Origin of the sequence: Candidatus Phytoplasma solani, from assembly GCF_040126175.1 — a bacterium.
Classification (GTDB): Bacteria; Bacillota_I; Bacilli_A; order Acholeplasmatales; family Acholeplasmataceae; genus Phytoplasma; species Phytoplasma solani_A.
Map to the genome: position 1 here is coordinate 305,708 of NZ_CP155828.1, position 15,395 is coordinate 321,102.

Sequence of the window (15,395 nt, forward strand, 5' to 3'; positions counted from 1 at the left end):
TTATTCTTTTTCTATTTCTTTGTTATTTAATTCAATTGGTTTTTGTTTTGGATTAATTGGATTGTTGTTTTCTGTTTTAGTGTTTAATTGTTTGATTGATTCTAGTTCTTGTAATCTTTTTTTTATTTCTTTTGTTTCTTGGGGATGAGAATGTTGAAAAAGAGAGAAGAATAGTTTTTTAAAAAGGAACATCAAAGCAGTTGTAAACAAACAACCAATTAAAAAACCAATAGTAAAATTTAAATCATTCATCTTCTTTATCCTTTCTTTGTGATTTTAACAAGTTTTTTCGCTCTTTTTTAGCTTTCCAATGAGAAACTTTGAGTCTTTGGGAAGAAATTTTGTTTTGGAGTTTTTCTTGTTTTCTGTTGATTTCATCTAATTTTTTTAATAATTGTTTTTCTAAGTATTCTTGTTTGGCGTTTTTTATTTCTAAATTTCGGAGTTTTTTGTTGGGGAAAAAGATGCCGATGATGGTATCTTTGCAAAAAATAATGATGTTAAATAATAGTGTAAAAATTGGTTTAAAACCTGTGACAACAAAGATTGTTAAAAGAGTTGTTTGAATTACATCCATTCTTCGGTCAAGAATTTCGGTGATGGTAAATCCTTTGGTAAATTTAACAACAAAATTGCTAATGTACGTAAATATTGAAAAAATAAACATAATTTAAATCCTTCTTTCTTTAATAATTTTTAATTCTTTTAGTTTTAAGTTCTTTCTTTTTGTTTTTCATGGTTTTAGTTGGATGTTTTAAGTTAAGCCATGTACCTTTCGGATTTTTATATTTGTTGGTTTGTTTTTTTGAAGTTTTTGAACGGTCCTTGAAGTAAGTACCACAGTATGCTTCTGACATTCCATCGCTCATATTTTTTCCTCCTTTGGGTTTATTGAAATTAATATTAAAAAAATAATTATAAAAATTAAAGATATTATAATTGTCAGTGTTATTTTACTTACGGTTTCTATGCTTAAGGTAAAATATTCAAATATTTTGAAAAGCGAAAACGAAATTGATGTTGGAACTATAATAATAAGGATTGTTGATAATATAGCTTTTAAAAATTTATTCATTTTGTTTTATTCCTCCTTTGGGTTTATTGAAATTAATATAAAAAATAAAATATTTTGCAACAAAATTCCAAATGTTGTAATGTGGAATATAGTTTTTGCACTTAATTCAAAATAATTAATTATTTTGAAAGTAAAAAATGCAATTATTACGGAGTATATAGTAACCGCAAATATAGGTATGAAATTATTTTTTATTTTCATATTATTCTCCTTTGTTGGTTTTAATTTAATTCTAGTTTCTTAACTTCATCTTTGATGGTTTTAGAAAGTTTAAAAGTGACTACTGTTTTGGCAGGTATTTTTAGTTTTTTTCCAGTTTTAGGATTTCTTCCTATGTGGGCTTTTCTTGATTTTAAGATGAATTTGCCGATTTGTGGGGATAAAACCACTTCTGCGTTGGATGTTATTGCCATCTTTAAAGCATACTCAAATGAGTTATAAAATTCCTCGGTTTTTGTGATTGAGGTTTTATTTACCTCAGCTATTTTTCTAATTAATTCTTTTTTATTCATTTTTTTAAGTTCTCCTTTGGTTTTTTTGTTTTTTGAGTTGTTGGATTTTTTCTTTGTATTCTTGGGCTTCTGCTGTTCATTTTCGTGCTTGCGTTTCATATTCTTTGGCCGCAACTGAAAACATTTGTGCTAATGCTGGGTGTTTTTTCGTTTTTATTGTGTATTTTTTTTCTTTTGTTCGGTTGGGTTAGGATCATTTTCTTTTTGGCTAGTTTTTATATCGTTTGGTTGGGACTTTGGTAAAAAGGGAATTTTGTTGTCGTGGTAGTTTATTGCTACAATGAAAACAAAATGCAAAATGATAGTTACATAAGCGATAATTTTTAAATAATTTATTATTGGTGATTTCATATTTTTGTTCTCCTTTGGATTTGTTATAGTTTGTGTTGATTGTTTAGTTGTTTTTATAATTGGTGATTTTTTTGGTTTGAGTTTGTTTTTTATAGGGGGCGTTTTTGACATAATATTTTCTCACTTTCTTTATTTAATTTTTGATTTTAATAACCACAATATTCGCAATTGCATTCGTGGTCGTCATCATCTTCGGGAAAATTTTCAACCTCTTCAATTGTGCCGTCGGATTTGTAGTAGGTTGATTTGGTTTCGTTTCCTGTTTGGGGGTTGTATTCGGTGATGTACCAAATTGTTGTGCCGTTGGGGCGGAATGTGGTTTGTTTGATTGGTTTATTTGTTTTAGGATTGTATTCGATGATGTAGTCGATTGTTGTGCTATTGGAGTTGTATTCGGTTTTTTTGGTTTGGTATCCTGTTTTGGGGTCATATTCGTCGATGGAACTAATTGTTTTACCATTGGAGCCGTAATAGGTTTCTTTGGTTTGGTATCCTGTTTGAGGATTGTAGTTGGCGATGGCTTCGATTTTACCATCAGAACCGTACCAGGTTTGTTTGGTTTGGTATTCTGTTTGAGGATCGAATTCTTCGATGTACCAAATTGTTGTATTGTCGGAATGGAATGTGGTTTGTTTGATTACTTTATTTGATTGGGGGTCTAGTTCTTGGATTCCTTTGTAACCATATTCGTTGGTTGTTTCTTTTTTTATTGTTTGCATTTTTTTAATTCTCCTTTTTATTTATTTTCTTCTTTGATAATTCAATTAAACAAACATTTTCATTGTTATAATCATCAAGAGATGTCTTAATTATTTTTCTTGTATACATTGAATTATAAGGGTTGAATTCGATGATATACCAAATTGTCTTACCGTCATCGTGGTAATAGGTTCTTTTGAGGAAAGGGTCGTATTCGTAGATGTGGTCGATTGTTTTTCCGTCGGAGTTGTACCAGGTTTCTTTGGTTTCGTTTCCTGTTTGGGGGTTGTATTCGGTGATGCAACTAATGGTTGAGGCATGAATGCCGTAGCTGGTGTATTTGATTTGATTACCTGTTTTGGGGTCGTATTTGGCGATGAAAAGGAATTCACCATCTTCTTTGTAGCTGGTGTGTTTGATTTTTTTACCTGTTTCAAGGTCGTATTTGGTGATGGAATGAAGTGTTTTTCCGTCGGAGTTGTACCAGGTTTCTTTGGTTTTGGTTCCTGTTTTTGGGTCGAATTCGTCGATGTGCCAAATTGTTGTGCCGTCGGATTTGTAGTAGGTTGATTTGGTTTCGTTTCCTGTTTGGGGGTTGTATTCGGTGATGTGCCAAATTGTTTCGGTGTTGGGGCGGAATGCGATTACTTTGATTAATTGGTTTTGTGAATTAGTTTCTTTGATTATTCTATAACCATATTTGTTGGTTGTTTCTTTGATTATATTCATTTTTATATTTCCTTTTTTAATCTTTCAATTTAATTTTCTAATTGTTGTGCTTTTACTGTGTATTCTTGCGCCTCCGCTATGTCTTCTTGCACATAGGTTGTGCATCTTTGTGCCATCGCTGTGTATTCTTGCGTCAAAGATACGCATTCTTGTGCCTCCGCTGTGTATTCTTGCGCATTCTCTGTGTAATCTTGTACCTTCTCTCTGTAAGGTTTGGCGGTTTTAGTTAATGATTTAATTTTTTTGCTTGTTTTTTTACTCATTTTATTTTATTTCTCCTATTTGTTTAATTTTTATTATATTTTTTTAAAATGTTAATTGTGAAAGAAGTTAACCCATATAAAAAAGATGAATCTAAATAAACACGGGAGTAAAAATTAAGCTCAAAAATATTTTTACAAATGTGATTGTAAAGATGGATTGAATCAATTTCATACAATCTTTGATGTTGATTTAAAGAAATTAATTTTTCTTTCAATTTTTGAAAACCTACAATGTAATATTCTTGGATGATTTCAATTTTGTGTTGGAGTTCCTCGTTGTCTGCTAAAAGTTCTTGAATTTCTAGTTCTATTTCAAAATAAATATCTGAATAAGAGTTTTTAGATGGCAAAAGGTTAAATAATTTATTGATTTGTATGTTGTTTTTATCAATTATTGTTTTTAATAAATCAATTTGTAGGTGGTGGCGTTTGATGAAATTTTTTGTTTGAGATAAAAAAGTTAATGAATTTGTCATTTTTTATTACCTTTTTTTGAAAATTTAAAATATTTTTTTAATGGTTAAAATTTTAATTATTTGTTTTAGAATTTTATTTTTAGATTGTGTTGCATTAATTAAAAAACTATTGCAATTTTCGTGTTTGCAATTTGGATTATTGCAGTATTTGTGTTGGTTTAAGTAATTTTTGCGAACATTTGTAAAATAATTTAATGGTTTTTGTTCGATTGGATCTAATTTGTGATTGGGTTGATTTTGTTTTCTTTGTAATCCTATTTTAGGTGTAATATCTAGATATATAGTTAAATTAGGTTTAATTAAGAAATGATTTATGATTTTTGAAGTCGTTATTTCGTCGCCATAATCAAGGTTCATATCGTCACTTTGATAAGCAAAAGTAGAATCATACCAACGATCAACTAAAACAATATAACCTTTTGATAAACCAGGAATAATGAGCTCTTCTTGGGTTTGGAGCATGTTAGTTAAACTAAGTAAAAATCTAGTATTAGGTGATAAATTTGATTGATTTAAAAATAAATTTCTAATTGGTTTACCAATTAAAGAGCTTCCTAATCCTTGACACAAAATTACTTTTTTGTGTTGATTTTTTAAATATTTTTTTAATTGTTTAATTAAAGTTGTTTTTCCGCTGCCATCTAATCCTTCAAAAACGATTAATTTATTTGTCATTTGAGTGCACCATTTTTTTAATTAAATTAATTGGTGAAAAAGAGATGAATTGGTTGGTAAGTAAGGTTTGTAAGAATTGATTTGCATTGTTAGAAAATAGATTAATGACTTGATTTATTCCTTGAACTTTGCCATTTGCAATTTTGTTGTTTAATCTTTGGGATTCAATGGTATTGTTAGTTAATAAATAGAATTCAAAACGGGTGTCGAGTTTTTTTAATTGTTGGGCTTCGACAATTGTTTGTTTGTATCGGTCTCTCAGGCATGTTTTGAAATTAAAAGCGATAATCCGTTTGGTTTTAGTGAATAAAACCAAATCGAATTTGATGTCGGGGATGAAAAACAAGTAAGCCTGGGGGTATAAATTGATGATTCCCTTGTTGTTTAGATAAAGCAAAATTAAGTATTCATTGATTTTACCGCGGATTGTCTTTTGGCTTTGGGAGTTGTATTGGTTTTTATCTAGATATTTATTTAGATTATTGTGAGATTCTAACATATATTCATTAAAAGGCTTAGTAAAAAAAGATGGTTGACATATTTGTTTGGTTATGTTAACACATGAATTTTGATTATTAAAAACATTAATATTTTTGAAATGTAAATTAGTTAATTGATTCATTTTATTATTTCCTTTTTTAATTTAAAACTTCAAATTTTTGGATTTGTTTGTAAAAATTAAAATTACATTCACCTAGTTGTCCACTGCGGTTTTTGGCAATGATTAAATTAGTGAATGGGTTATTGTCTGGTTTTTGATAATAACTTTCGCGGTGTAAAAACATTACAACATCAGCATCTTGTTCGATAGTGCCTGAATCTCTTAAATCCGATAATTGTGGTGATTTGACTTCTCTTATGTTTGTCGCGCGATTCATTTGACTTAAAGCTATGATTGGAATATTAAGTTCACTTGCTAGTTTTTTGAGTTCACGCGAAATTACTGCTGTTGCTTGATAGGTATTGTAATTTTGTTCTTCTTTTAATAAGTGTAAATAATCAATAAAAACAACATCAAGTCCTTTTGTATATTTCATTTGGCGACATTTGTTTTTAATATCTTCAATTTTATTATTTCTATCATCATCAATTAAAATATTTAATTTAGTTAATTCAAATTCAGCTTTGGCTAATGCAAATCTATCTTCTTTATTTAAGGTTTTGTGTTGCAGTTTTGTTAAGGGTACTTGTGATACTGATGAAATTAAACGAATTCCTAATTCTTCTGATGTCATTTCTAAACTAAAAATTACTGCATTTTGTTTTTTTGGTTTTGATTCTAATTCTTGTTTTTGATGAAAATTTTTTGTAATGTTTGTGATTAAATTTAGCATAAAAGCGGTTTTACCCATTCCAGTTCTTGCGCCTAAAATAATTAATTGTTTATTTTTAAACCCAGAAACTAATTCATCGAGATTGTCAAAACCTGTTTTAATTCCTATAAACTGGTTATCTTCGTTATCAGTAATAATGTTTTGGCGAAGAGAAGGGATTAATGTTTTTGTAGAAATAAAAGGTGATTTAGTATTTTGGATAAATCCTTCAACTTGATTTTTGACTGTTTGTAAATAATTATGTATATTTTTAGTTTTTGATAATTCAATAGGTAAATGTTTGATTAAATCTAATAAATCAGTTTTAAGGGTGTTTTCTTTGATTAAATCAATATAAGTGTCTAAATATTGAGTTGGTGGGGTTTCTTCGGTTAATTCAATCAAATAGTCAATTCCTCCTATTTTGTTTAAATTATTATTAGTTTCTAAAGTAGAACTAACAGAAACGTAATCAATCTCGCGATTTAGTTTTCGTAGGTGCTTCATTGCCTCAAATATATAGCGATGTTGTGATGTGGTGAAATTGCGAGTTTCAATTAAAATTCTCACAGCATCCATCTTTTCTGGATTTAAAAACAAACTACCTAACAATGCACGTTCAGCTTCTAACATCTTTTCTCCTTTTTTGCATTTGGGTACAAAAAATACCCAAACTATTTATTTTTAATTAATAAATAATTTGGGTATTTTGTTGCTTTAAACCAGTTCACTTTTTTTGGGGCAGTCTACTACAATTAAAGTTAAGTTTAAATTATCCTTTTTTCTTAAAAAGTATTTATTCTTTCTAAAAGAAAAAACGCTTATGATAAAATAATGATGATGCTTTTGTTTTGAGATAAATCAAATTAACTATAATTTAACACTTACAAAGAATCAATCATGATAAATATACAACAAAGGATTTAAAATGCAATTAACTTTTATTATTTTTTTTCTTTTATTTTATGCTTTAGGATCTTTGCCAACTGGCTTAATAATTGGGAAATTAACTCAAAAAAAAGATTTACGTTTTACTGGTTCTTGCAATATTGGTGCTACTAACGCTTCAAGAATTTTAGGAGCCAAATGGGGAATTGTAGTTTTTTTATGCGATTTTTTAAAAGGTTTAATTCCTACTCTCATTTGCTTACACAACAAAACACTTAAAGATTCAGTAAATGAATCTCATAATCCAAATATAGCTGTTTGTCTTTTGATAATTTTACCAATTTTAGGACATATGTTTTCTATTTTTAATAAATTAAAAGGTGGTAAGGCAATCGCAACATCAGTTGGGGTAATTACTGCTATTAATCCTTTGATTGGTTTTTTAGGAATTCTTTTTTTTCTTCTTTTTTTAAGGTTTTTTGGTTATGCTTCTCTGGCTTCAATCATAGCAACTCTTTTAGTAAACTTATTGCTTGGAATTAATTTTATTTTTAATGATGATGTTTTCACTAGAATACCAAATATCCAAGATAATAAGGGAATGTTATATTTTTTTATCATTTCAATAACTTGTGTTGTTATTTTAAAACATTATTCAAATATCGTCCGTCTTTGGCAAGGCAAGGAATATAAATTTACTTTTTCAAAATAATAATTTTAAATGGTATAAAATGTTTTTAAACAAAAAAAGGTGTGGGAATGTCAAACTTAAAACTAATTGAACAAAAAATTAAAATTTTAGTTAAACAACTGTTAAAAGCCAATTATCAGTACTATAATTTAAGTCAACCTAAAATAAATGATCAACAATACGATGCTTTATTAAAAGAATTAATAGCTTTAGAAGAAAAATATCCTCAATTTATACTTCCTTATAGTCCTACTTTAAAAATAGGTGGTTTTGTCGAAAAAAAATTTAAAACATTCAAACATCAAATTCCTATGATGTCTTTAGCTAATGCTTTTAATACTCAAGAATTAAAAAACTTTCATAATCGTCTTAGTAAAGTTAGTTCCTCTTTTAGTTTTTTTACCGAATTAAAAATTGATGGAGTTGCTGTTAGTTTAAAATACCAAAAAGGGATTTTAACTCAAGCCTTAACCAGGGGTAATGGGATTTTAGGGGAAGATATTTTAAAAAACATACAAACAATTAAAACAATTCCTTTAAAATTAAATCAACCAATAGATCTAGAAGTAAGAGGTGAAGTTTATTTATCTTATACCTCCTTTGAAAAACTTAACCAACAACAAGAAAAAAAACAGAAACCACTTTTTGCCAATCCTCGAAATGCTACTTCAGGAACTTTAAGACAGCTTAATTCCAAAATAGTAGCACAAAGAAATTTATCAATTTTTGTTTATCAACTTTCCTTTCCTGAACTTATGAAAGAAACACAAAAAGAAAGCTTAGAGTTTTTAGCTTTCTTAGGTTTTATGATAAACCCTCATTATGATTTAGCTTTAACTTTTGAAGAATTATTAATAAAATTAAAAAATTACCAAAATTTAAAAGATAGACTTGATTACGATACCGACGGAGTTGTCATTAAAGTTAATGAACTTAAACTTTATTCATTAATAGGAACAACTTCTAAAGTGCCTAAATGGGCGATTGCTTATAAATTTCCAGCTAAAAACAGTCAAAGTATCGTCAAAAAAATTATTTTTCAATTAGGGCGTTCAGGGATGATTACTCCTGTGTGTCAAATTATTCCTGTTATAGTTGATGGTAGTTTAATTTCGAAAGTAGTTTTACACAATTATGATTATATTGCTAAAAAAGATATTCGTGTAGGAGATCACGTCACCATTCATAAAGCAGGTTCTGTTATTCCTGAAATTTTAGAAGTAATTAAAAGCAAAAGAGATGGCACCCAAAAAAAAACTACTATGATTTTGCAATGTCCTTATTGCCATACTGATTTAGTCAAAAAAGAAAGTGAAGTTGATTATTTTTGCCTCAATGAAAATTGTAAGCAACAAAAAATCCAAAAATTAATTCATTTTGTTTCGAAAAAAGCAATGGATATTAATGCTTTAGGGGGGCAAACAATTATTACTTTATTTCAAAAAAATTTAATTCAAAGACCATCGGATTTGTATTTATTAAATAATCACTTAAATGTACTTCAAAGTTTTCCTAGTTTTGGGGTTAAAAAAATACAAAATATTTTAGATGCTATCCAAAAAAGTAAGACTAAACCTTTTGAAAATGTTTTATTCGCTTTAGGGATTAAACATGTTGGTGCAAAAATTTCTCAAGTGTTGGCTAAAAACTTTACTACAATCGACCAACTTGCCACTAGCAACTTTTTAAATTTAATTTTAATTCCCGAAATTGGAGAAAAAATTGCTGCAAGTCTTGAAACATTTTTTAAAGAAAAAAACAATTTAGCGGAAATTGAAAAATTAAAAAAACTAGGAGTAACTTTTCAAAATCTTATCGCAAATCAAAGTTCCAAAAAAACCTTTTTTACTAATAAAAAAATTGTTTTAACGGGAGCATTAGGAAAATATAGTCGCCTTGATTTAACTAAAATATTAAAAGAGATGGGAGCTATTATTAGCAATTCCCTTTCAATTAAAACAGATTATCTAATAGTTGGCGCTAATGCTGGTTCTAAATTAACAAAAGCTAAAAAGTTAAAAATAGCAATCATCAAAGAAAAACAATTAGAACAATTAATCCAAGAAAGGTAAAAAAACAATAATTAATTATTGTTTTTTTTTAACCATGTTAAAACATAAAGAGGTGCCAATGTCTTTTACTGTCGAAATCAAAGAAGAAATTACTTTACAAAAATTCTCACCTTTAGAAAATTTTTTTGAACTGACAGCTTTATTACATTTTGGTGCTGAATTAGAAAAAAATCACCAAAAAACTATTTTATGGTTCAAAACAAAAAATATTAAAATTGCTAGAAGATTCCTTATTTTAATCAAATCATTTTATGATGTTAATTCTTTTTTAATGACTAATAAGGAATATAATTTACCTCATTTAAAAAGCATTCATATAGGAATTGAAAAAAACATTCCTTTGATTTTAACAAAACATCATTTTTTATTAACTAATCAAAAGGACTTTTTACAAGAACTTAAAAAAAACACTAAAACAAAAAAAGCATATTTAAGAGGAGTTTTTTTGTGTATCGGCTACGTTTCTAATCCAAAAAAAAATAATAATCATTTGGAATTTTTTCATCAAGATATTACAAAAATTAAACTAATTCAACAATTAATGTTGGATTTTGACCTTAACGCTAAACAAATTTCACATAAAAAAGGTTTTTTAGTTTATTTAAAAAAATCACAAATGATTATCGATTTTTTAAGATTAATTGGGGCTTTAGAAATGGTATTTCAATACGAAAAAACCAATATTCAAAAAGATTTTAACAAAATAATTAAATCAACTATTAACTTTGAAATCTCTAATGAAAAAAAAATCATTAACACCGCAAGCAAACAATTACAATCCATTAGTTTGATGGAAAAAAACATTCCAAAAAAAAATTGGCTTCACAAAAACAAAAAAATGATGCAAATTATTGAATTAAGAAAAAAATATCCTGATGCTAGTATGAAAGAATTAACACAAAAATATTACAACACATATAAGCAAAAAATAACTAAATCAGGAATAAATTATTATTTTCAAAAAATCCAAGAAATAAATAAAAAAGAGAAAGAAGTTAAAAATGAATGTCCAAAATATCGGAATAGATTTAGTCGAAATAACAAAGATTAAAAAAATAGGACTTCAATTTTTAGCTACAAGAATTTTATCTTTTCAAGAAAAAAGAATTTTTCTTACTTTACAAAACAATGAAAGAAAATTAACTTTTTTAGGAGGGAGATGGGCCGCTAAAGAAGCTCTTTTTAAAGCTTTTCGCACACAAGCTAATCTTAATTATACCAAATCAAACTATCGCGATTGGTCCATTTTAAACGATTGCAATAATGCTCCTTATTTAGAAGATAAAAACTGGAAAAACCAAGTTTTACTTTCTATTTCTCATACCACTAATTATGCTTTAGCGATGGTCTTGATTTTACAAAAAAAGAAAAAAAACTAAACTACCTATTTTGAAGAAATAATTTAACTTTATTTTTTTGTTTTTAGGTGGTTGCTGTTCTTGGACCGGTACCAAGATGACGACAGTCAAATCGAATTAAAAGAAATTTTTAAACATACTTATAGTAAAATGAGTACTCAATTAGAAAAACAATATCACAAATTAAAAAGTTTTTTATAAAACTGAAAACCAAAAAATAATTATAGTTTTAAAAGGAAAAATAAAGAAAGATATAAAAATATGTTAATAGATACTCATGCGCATTTAAATGTGAAAACATATGCTAAAGATTTAGATGAAGTTTTAAAAAGAGCTTTTCAAAATGATATTAAAAAAATTATTGTAGTTGGAATGGATGAAAAAAGTAATCAAAAAGCTTTTGAGATAGCAAATAAAAATAAAGAAATAATGGTCTCTTTTGGGATTCACCCTTGTTCAGATTTTTCAAAAGAAACCTCCGAAAGCATCCTTAAATATCTCAAACACCCTCAAACAGTTGCCATCGGAGAAATTGGACTTGACTTGTATCATCAACAAGACAACCTAGACATTCAAAAAAAAAATTTTCAAGATCAAGTAAAAATAGCGATCCAATATAACTTACCAATAATTATTCATGCTCGCAAATCTTTTGAAGAAATTTACCGCTTATTATTACCTTTTAAAAATAAAATTAGAGGAGTTTTTCACTGTTTGGTTTTTAGTTGTAAGGAAGTTCAAATGGCTCTTGAATTAGGTTTTTACATAGGAATTGGCGGAGTTGTAACTTTTAAAAATACTCCAGTTGCACAAGTTATTGCAAAAACAACTCCTTTAAATAGGGTTTTATTAGAAACAGACGCTCCTTATTTAACTCCTTACCCTTTTCAAGGAAAAAGAAACGAACCCGCACACATTAAAATTATTGCTCAAAAAGTCGCTCAATTAAAAAATATTTCTTTGCAAGAAGTTGCAAGACAAACAAGTAATAACGTAGCGCAACTTTTTTACAATAAAAGTTCTTTTTAAGTTTTTAATAATCAAATAAGAAAAAAGTTTTAAAATTTTTTAATTTTAAATAAAAAAAATCAACCTCCATTATATGTGGTTGATTTTGCCTTTTTCCTTATCGTCGGTTTGTCTAAAAATTTTTACATCTAAAAAAACTTGGTGAAGTGATTCTTTTTTACTTTCTCTAACTTCTCCTTCTACTACCTTAATTACTTGCCCTGGTTGTAAAAAAAATTCCGGATTATCAGCATCAATATGAGTAAAATTAATAATTACTTCGTTATATTTAATTTTTTGATTATCAAACTTAGCAAACCATTCCTTTTTACCACCATCAACTGTTTTTAAATATCTTACTTTCACTTCCAAATAAACATTTTGAACTTTAATTACTTTTTTATTATCATGATTCATTTTTTTAATTAAACCTTCCTTATTATTTGATTCTTTTTTTTTAAAAACTTACAATAAAACAATATCATAATAATATGATAAAATATTATTGAATTGTTTAAGTGTGAAACAATTTTTTTAATTAATATTTCATCTAATATTATAGCAAATTATTATAAATTTTAGTTTGAGAAAATAAATGATTTCATTTTATTATCCTTAATTTGATGTCGTTTATACACTTATTTGTTTTTTTATTAATTTTAATCTTGAAGTTAATCAAGTAAATAAAATTGAAATATTTAATACTTTTTTTATATTTTTTTGTTAATTGGTATTATTTTAATAATATTCTAATTAAGCTAATTAAAATAATTCATAAAAAAACAAAACTAAACTTTTTGCTATTTTTAACCAAAAAAATATTAATATTTATAACAAATTATAACTTAATTAAAAGGAGTGTTGTTTTTTTAATGAAAATAGCGGTAGATGCGATGGGAGGCGATTTTGCTCCTTTAGAAATTGTTAAAGGATCTTGTCTAGCTTTAGAAAATAACCCTTCACTTCAAATCATTTTATATGGCGATCAAAATTTAATAACCCCTATTATTGCAAAAAATCGTTTTTTTTTAACACAACAAATTAGTATCAAACACACTCCACATTTTTTAACAATGCGCGATAAAAATATTAGAGACCAATTAAAAATAAAACCCGATGCCTCTTTGTTTTTAGCACTCAAAGGGGCTTTAAATGAAGAAGTAGAAGGAGTAGTTTCTGCAGGGGGAACTCAAGTTTTAGTTTTAGCTAGTCATTTAATTTTAAAAAAAATGCCTTTAATGCAAAGAATAGCTATAGCTCCTATCTTTAAATCATTTGATAATCGAATAAGAATTTTGTTAGATGCAGGGGCTAATGTGGAATTAAAACCACAACATTTATTAATGTTTGCTCATTACGCTACTATTGTTGCTCAAGAAATTTTATCAATTAAAAACCCTCAAGTAAAACTTTTAAATATCGGTCAAGAAGCAAACAAAGGAAGGCCAGTAGACTTAGAAACTTATGAAATTTTAAGCAAATCACCTCATATTAATTTCGGTGGTAACGAAGAGCCTCAAAATATTTTAACAACTTCAGCCGATATTTTATTAAGTGATGGTTTTACCGCTAATATAACTTTAAAAACTTATGAAGGAACAGTGCTTAACTTTATGAAAAATATCAAGCAAATTATGTCTCAAACTTTAACTAAAAAAATCATTACTAAAATATATTTTAAAAAAGAGTTACAAAAGTTACAAAAAAAAATAGATCCTCGCGAGATTGGTGGCGCAATGCTTTTAGGAATGAATAAAATAGTCATTAAAGCCCATGGTTCTTCTCAAGATTATGCTTTTTGTCAAGCTATTTTACAAGCACAAAAAATGATTTCGACTAACATTAATCAAAAAATAACTCAAATATTAAAAAAACAAACATCATGAATGTTGAATATTTTTTAAAAAAATTAAATATTGTGCCGAAAAATCTTGCTTTATATCGAAAAGCTTTAACACATAGTTCTTATTCTAACGAAAAAGCACTTTTACAAGAAGATAACGAAAGATTAGAATTTCTGGGTGATGCTATCATTGGACTTTTAATGGCAGACCATTTATACCAAAAAAATCAAGAAGATGAAGGAATTATGACTAAAAAAAGAGCTCAAGCTGTCTGTGAAAAATCTTTAACTATTTATGCTAAAAATATCAACTTACAAAATTATCTTTTTTTAGGAAAGGGTGAAAAAAACAAAGATTTTAACACTCAAAGCATTATGGCTGATGCTTTTGAAGCTTTATTTGGGGCAATTTACTTAGATTTAGGATATTCTTTTGCTAAAAAAATTTTTCAAAAATTAGTAATTCCTCATTTATCAAAAGTTATTAATATTGTTGATTTTAAAACTCAATTACAAGAAATAATCCAATCAGAAAAAAAAACCATTCAATATAAAATAGTTTCGGAACAAGGGCCTGCGCACTCTAAAAAATTTGTGGCTGAAGTTTATTTAGAAAAAAACTTATTAGGTAGCGGCGAGGGAACAACCAAAAAAGCAGCTGAACAAAAAGCAGCTCAAGAAGCATTATCTAAAGTCGCCAAAAGTTAAAAAAGGGTATTATATGTTAAAAAAACTTTATGAAGATGGTTTCTTGTTGATGGAAAAAATATTAATTCAAGAATATCAAAAATTAAATTTAACTTATCAAGAATTAACTATTTTAATGTTTTTATTTGATTTTTCTAAAAAAAGGGTTTTTTCTTCGAACACTTTAGCTAAAAAAGCAGGTATCAGTAAAAATGAAGTTGAAAATATTTTAGAAAAACTACTCTCTAAAGGTTTCTTTGAACTTTTTCAAGAAACTAAAGGAAATCGAATAATTGAAGTTTTTTCTCTTAACCTTACCTTTGAAAAAATAGAAAAAATATATTTAGAGGACGTTGAAAAAGAAAAAGAAGCTTCTAAAACAACTTTAATTCAAGAAACTATCAATTTTCTTGAAAAAAACAAAGGTCAAGAATTAGTCTCTTATGAACTAGATGTAGTTAAAGGTTGGTATCAAAATCAAGAATTTAGTCATCAAGAAATTAAAACAACTATTGAAGAAGCATTTCATTATAAAAAAACATCGGTTTTTTATATCGATAAATTATTACATAAAAAACAATTAACTCAAGTAGAACCCAACGAAAAAGATGATCAACTCTTGAAAAAACTTTTTAAAAAAGTTAAATAAAAAGATATCAAAAATTAAATATAATTTCTATTTATTTTTTATTATAACGACATGTATTGATGGGTAAACACATTAAACAAAACAATAAATATTACAAATTAGCTAA

General features: G+C 27.0%; 21 protein-coding genes. 8 read left to right on the top strand and 13 right to left on the bottom strand.

Going from position 1 to position 15,395, the window contains the following annotated elements; genetic code table 11:
• The 12 genes from PSOL_RS01495 to dnaB all read right to left on the bottom strand — a co-directional run bounded on the left by PSOL_RS01495 (position 1) and on the right by dnaB (position 6,726).
• A complete protein-coding gene (locus PSOL_RS01495; RefSeq protein WP_349401661.1) occupies positions 1–252 on the bottom strand; it encodes a hypothetical protein in 252 nt (83 codons plus the stop codon).
• Positions 245–667, bottom strand: a complete 423-nt coding sequence (locus PSOL_RS01500; RefSeq protein WP_349402171.1) for a hypothetical protein — start codon at positions 665–667, stop codon at positions 245–247. The genes PSOL_RS01495 and PSOL_RS01500 overlap by 8 nt, the downstream gene beginning before the upstream one ends.
• Before the next feature lie 19 nt (positions 668–686).
• The gene (locus PSOL_RS01505) at positions 687–869 is read right to left on the bottom strand and encodes a hypothetical protein (RefSeq protein WP_349401665.1); all 183 of its coding nucleotides are present in this window, start codon (positions 867–869) and stop codon (positions 687–689) included.
• Positions 870–1,296: 427 nt separating this feature from the next.
• Positions 1,297–1,587, bottom strand: a complete 291-nt coding sequence (locus PSOL_RS01510; RefSeq protein ID WP_349401667.1) for an HU family DNA-binding protein — start codon at positions 1,585–1,587, stop codon at positions 1,297–1,299.
• Positions 1,588–1,740: 153 nt separating this feature from the next.
• On the bottom strand, positions 1,741–2,049 hold the full coding sequence (locus tag PSOL_RS01515) for a hypothetical protein (protein WP_349402172.1): 309 nt from the start codon (positions 2,047–2,049) through the stop codon (positions 1,741–1,743).
• A gap of 35 nt (positions 2,050–2,084) precedes the next feature.
• Positions 2,085–2,657 (bottom strand): DUF2963 domain-containing protein, encoded by a 573-nt coding sequence (locus tag PSOL_RS01520; protein ID WP_349401993.1) that lies wholly within the window; start codon positions 2,655–2,657, stop codon positions 2,085–2,087.
• A gap of 4 nt (positions 2,658–2,661) precedes the next feature.
• Entirely contained in the window at positions 2,662–3,366 is a 705-nt protein-coding gene (locus PSOL_RS01525) for a DUF2963 domain-containing protein (protein WP_349402173.1), read from the bottom strand.
• 29 nt (positions 3,367–3,395) lie between these two features.
• The gene (locus PSOL_RS01530) at positions 3,396–3,629 is read right to left on the bottom strand and encodes a hypothetical protein (protein ID WP_349402174.1); all 234 of its coding nucleotides are present in this window, start codon (positions 3,627–3,629) and stop codon (positions 3,396–3,398) included.
• A 23-nt stretch (positions 3,630–3,652) separates the two neighbouring features.
• On the bottom strand, positions 3,653–4,105 hold the full coding sequence (locus PSOL_RS01535) for a hypothetical protein (protein WP_349401682.1): 453 nt from the start codon (positions 4,103–4,105) through the stop codon (positions 3,653–3,655).
• A 24-nt stretch (positions 4,106–4,129) separates the two neighbouring features.
• Positions 4,130–4,780, bottom strand: a complete 651-nt coding sequence (gene tmk, locus PSOL_RS01540) for a dTMP kinase (RefSeq protein WP_349402175.1) — start codon at positions 4,778–4,780, stop codon at positions 4,130–4,132.
• Entirely contained in the window at positions 4,770–5,402 is a 633-nt protein-coding gene (locus PSOL_RS01545; RefSeq protein WP_349402176.1) for a hypothetical protein, read from the bottom strand. The genes tmk and PSOL_RS01545 overlap by 11 nt, the downstream gene beginning before the upstream one ends.
• Before the next feature lie 16 nt (positions 5,403–5,418).
• Positions 5,419–6,726, bottom strand: coding sequence for a replicative DNA helicase (gene dnaB / locus PSOL_RS01550; RefSeq protein ID WP_349401688.1), 1,308 nt, complete (start codon positions 6,724–6,726; stop codon positions 5,419–5,421).
• Positions 6,727–7,021: 295 nt separating this feature from the next.
• Between dnaB and plsY the strand changes: the two genes are divergently transcribed.
• From plsY to PSOL_RS01575, 5 genes are all read left to right on the top strand, one after another.
• Positions 7,022–7,693, top strand: coding sequence for a glycerol-3-phosphate 1-O-acyltransferase PlsY (gene plsY / locus PSOL_RS01555; protein ID WP_349402177.1), 672 nt, complete (start codon positions 7,022–7,024; stop codon positions 7,691–7,693).
• Between the two features lie 47 nt (positions 7,694–7,740).
• A complete protein-coding gene (gene ligA, locus PSOL_RS01560) occupies positions 7,741–9,744 on the top strand; it encodes an NAD-dependent DNA ligase LigA (RefSeq protein ID WP_349402178.1) in 2,004 nt (667 codons plus the stop codon).
• Between the two features lie 58 nt (positions 9,745–9,802).
• Positions 9,803–10,795: a DNA-binding protein WhiA gene (gene whiA / locus PSOL_RS01565; protein WP_349402179.1), complete on the top strand. Its 993-nt coding sequence runs from the start codon at positions 9,803–9,805 to the stop codon at positions 10,793–10,795.
• Positions 10,746–11,123 carry a holo-ACP synthase gene (locus PSOL_RS01570; protein ID WP_349402180.1) on the top strand — a complete coding sequence of 126 codons (378 nt, stop codon included), beginning with the start codon at positions 10,746–10,748 and terminating at the stop codon, positions 11,121–11,123. Before whiA ends, PSOL_RS01570 begins: the two co-directional genes overlap by 50 nt.
• A gap of 240 nt (positions 11,124–11,363) precedes the next feature.
• Positions 11,364–12,131: a TatD family hydrolase gene (locus PSOL_RS01575; RefSeq protein WP_349402181.1), complete on the top strand. Its 768-nt coding sequence runs from the start codon at positions 11,364–11,366 to the stop codon at positions 12,129–12,131.
• Between the two features lie 69 nt (positions 12,132–12,200).
• Here the strand turns inward: PSOL_RS01575 and PSOL_RS01580 are convergent, their stop codons facing one another.
• Positions 12,201–12,527: a hypothetical protein gene (locus PSOL_RS01580; RefSeq protein ID WP_349402182.1), complete on the bottom strand. Its 327-nt coding sequence runs from the start codon at positions 12,525–12,527 to the stop codon at positions 12,201–12,203.
• Between the two features lie 455 nt (positions 12,528–12,982).
• On the opposite strand from PSOL_RS01580, the gene plsX reads away from it, so the two are divergent.
• Genes plsX through PSOL_RS01595 form a run of 3 tightly spaced genes read left to right on the top strand, consistent with a single transcriptional unit; the run spans position 12,983 to position 15,289 of the window.
• Positions 12,983–13,996: a phosphate acyltransferase PlsX gene (plsX, locus tag PSOL_RS01585; RefSeq protein ID WP_349402183.1), complete on the top strand. Its 1,014-nt coding sequence runs from the start codon at positions 12,983–12,985 to the stop codon at positions 13,994–13,996.
• Positions 13,993–14,661, top strand: coding sequence for a ribonuclease III (gene rnc / locus PSOL_RS01590; RefSeq protein ID WP_349402184.1), 669 nt, complete (start codon positions 13,993–13,995; stop codon positions 14,659–14,661). Before plsX ends, rnc begins: the two co-directional genes overlap by 4 nt.
• A gap of 13 nt (positions 14,662–14,674) precedes the next feature.
• On the top strand, positions 14,675–15,289 hold the full coding sequence (locus tag PSOL_RS01595; protein WP_349402185.1) for a DnaD domain protein: 615 nt from the start codon (positions 14,675–14,677) through the stop codon (positions 15,287–15,289).
• Positions 15,290–15,395: the final 106 nt, after the last annotated feature.

Coding starts and splice junctions, on each gene's coding strand:
- PSOL_RS01595 (WP_349402185.1), top strand. CDS start 14,675: ATGTTAAAAAAACTTTATGAAGATGGTTTCTTGTTGATGGAAAAAATA.
- PSOL_RS01545 (WP_349402176.1), bottom strand. CDS start 5,402: ATGAATCAATTAACTAATTTACATTTCAAAAATATTAATGTTTTTAAT.
- PSOL_RS01515 (WP_349402172.1), bottom strand. CDS start 2,049: ATGTCAAAAACGCCCCCTATAAAAAACAAACTCAAACCAAAAAAATCA.
- plsY (WP_349402177.1), top strand. CDS start 7,022: ATGCAATTAACTTTTATTATTTTTTTTCTTTTATTTTATGCTTTAGGA.
- plsX (WP_349402183.1), top strand. CDS start 12,983: ATGAAAATAGCGGTAGATGCGATGGGAGGCGATTTTGCTCCTTTAGAA.
- PSOL_RS01510 (WP_349401667.1), bottom strand. CDS start 1,587: ATGAATAAAAAAGAATTAATTAGAAAAATAGCTGAGGTAAATAAAACC.
- rnc (WP_349402184.1), top strand. CDS start 13,993: ATGAATGTTGAATATTTTTTAAAAAAATTAAATATTGTGCCGAAAAAT.
- PSOL_RS01580 (WP_349402182.1), bottom strand. CDS start 12,527: ATGAATCATGATAATAAAAAAGTAATTAAAGTTCAAAATGTTTATTTG.
- tmk (WP_349402175.1), bottom strand. CDS start 4,780: ATGACAAATAAATTAATCGTTTTTGAAGGATTAGATGGCAGCGGAAAA.
- whiA (WP_349402179.1), top strand. CDS start 9,803: ATGTCTTTTACTGTCGAAATCAAAGAAGAAATTACTTTACAAAAATTC.
- PSOL_RS01500 (WP_349402171.1), bottom strand. CDS start 667: ATGTTTATTTTTTCAATATTTACGTACATTAGCAATTTTGTTGTTAAA.
- PSOL_RS01535 (WP_349401682.1), bottom strand. CDS start 4,105: ATGACAAATTCATTAACTTTTTTATCTCAAACAAAAAATTTCATCAAA.
- PSOL_RS01525 (WP_349402173.1), bottom strand. CDS start 3,366: ATGAATATAATCAAAGAAACAACCAACAAATATGGTTATAGAATAATC.
- dnaB (WP_349401688.1), bottom strand. CDS start 6,726: ATGTTAGAAGCTGAACGTGCATTGTTAGGTAGTTTGTTTTTAAATCCA.
- PSOL_RS01505 (WP_349401665.1), bottom strand. CDS start 869: ATGAGCGATGGAATGTCAGAAGCATACTGTGGTACTTACTTCAAGGAC.
- ligA (WP_349402178.1), top strand. CDS start 7,741: ATGTCAAACTTAAAACTAATTGAACAAAAAATTAAAATTTTAGTTAAA.
- PSOL_RS01575 (WP_349402181.1), top strand. CDS start 11,364: ATGTTAATAGATACTCATGCGCATTTAAATGTGAAAACATATGCTAAA.
- PSOL_RS01530 (WP_349402174.1), bottom strand. CDS start 3,629: ATGAGTAAAAAAACAAGCAAAAAAATTAAATCATTAACTAAAACCGCC.
- PSOL_RS01520 (WP_349401993.1), bottom strand. CDS start 2,657: ATGCAAACAATAAAAAAAGAAACAACCAACGAATATGGTTACAAAGGA.
- PSOL_RS01495 (WP_349401661.1), bottom strand. CDS start 252: ATGAATGATTTAAATTTTACTATTGGTTTTTTAATTGGTTGTTTGTTT.
- PSOL_RS01570 (WP_349402180.1), top strand. CDS start 10,746: ATGAATGTCCAAAATATCGGAATAGATTTAGTCGAAATAACAAAGATT.